Source organism: Hydrogenispora ethanolica, from assembly GCF_004340685.1.
Classification (GTDB): Bacteria; Bacillota; UBA4882; order UBA8346; family UBA8346; genus Hydrogenispora; species Hydrogenispora ethanolica.
This window is the reverse complement of the sequence record NZ_SLUN01000092.1, coordinates 1-1,417: the sequence shown is the minus strand read 5'-3', so window position 1 is coordinate 1,417 and position 1,417 is coordinate 1. Positions and strand designations below refer to the sequence as shown.

The 1,417-nt window shown below is 37.5% G+C and carries 1 protein-coding gene; it reads right to left on the bottom strand.

Features of this window, described 5'->3' with window-relative positions:
* Positions 1-1,354 (bottom strand): IS1182 family transposase (locus tag EDC14_RS26415; RefSeq protein ID WP_132018423.1); only part of this gene is annotated, 1,354 nt, incomplete at its 3' end.
* Positions 1,355-1,417 lie beyond the last annotated feature (63 nt).

Genomic DNA, 1,417 nt, shown 5'->3' with positions numbered 1-1,417 from the left:
GATGTTTTAATTCACTGTTTTTAGCCTCGATCTTATAACGTTCTTTGGATTTCTCCTTGAAATAATCGCTAGCTTGGAATTCCATCTGTTTTTGGTGGATGTTCGCCCTTATCGAAACTGAATAGGTTTTTGTATTAGCCCCGTCTTTATAGCAACCTTCTTTGAAAGGACATCTTTTGCACTTTTCAATATCGAAAAAGTAGGTTTCCACAGTCCCTTGTCCATCAATTGCGTGTTTTTTAGGACGACTGCTCCTTTTTAAAAAACTCATATGTCCTGCTTGGCAAACATACATTCCGGCGTCTTTGTTAAATTCAAAGTTAGTGCTAGTTTGACGTTTATTTCCATGAGTAATTGTTCTATTTAATTTGGAAACGAGATTGATTTCTTCTTCTTCGCTGTATTCGATGTTTTCTTTTTCCGAATAAGCCGCATCCCCGATGATGGTGTCTATTTCAATTCCGACTGCTCGGCTTTTATCTACAAGTTCCTTTAACTGTTTTCCGTCATGTTTTTCACCTGATGTGACTGTAGCCGCAGTAATAATACGTTCTTCAGTCATCGCTAAATGGGTTTTATATCCGAAAAATGATGTATCGTATGTTTTATGCCCTACTCTAGCATCTTGGTCTTTGGACAGTGCCAATTGTTCTAGATCGTCGGTAACCGTTTCTTCCAATAAGTTCATTTTTTCCTTGACAGCGGGGTAGGAGGACAACTCTTCATCGCTTTTTAAAACCGCAATTAGTTTTTGGCAGTATTCAATTTCGTCTTCTAAAACGCCATTATTAACTTTGGCTGGGAATTTATCTCTCATACTTTCATCAATTTCATATACTGCTTTCCGTAACTTTTTGGAATATTCTAAAAGAACTTCGCGGGGTGTTTTCTGGTTGAAGCGGGCTTTTGTATGAGTTGAATCGACGATGATCGATTTTGTTTTTATTAGCCCGTGCTCTAAAGCAATTTCTACCGTTTTGCCGATTAGCATTTCAAGTAAATTGACATCTTTTAAACGGAGTTTTCGGAACTTTGTCAATGAACTTGGCTCAATGACTTCTTCCTCGGGAGCCATCTCCAAAAAGAATTTGAACGACATATCATACCCAGAACGTTCGACAACATCAACATCCGACAATTCGTAAATGGCTTTTAATAGCAAATATTTAAACATGCGTATAGGGCAGATCGCATTACGTCCGTTGTCCAAACAATATTTATCCAGAAGTTCTTCATAAATAAAAGAAAAATCAACAATTTCGTTGATTCTTCTAAGCATATGTCCCTTTGGGACGACTATATCGTAGATTGCCATATACGGGCTTAATACTAGTTGCTTTTGTTGTCGGATCATTGCTCACCGCCTGTTTTGATAGCTTAATTATATCATAAAAGCCTTGAAATTACTGCGGTTGAA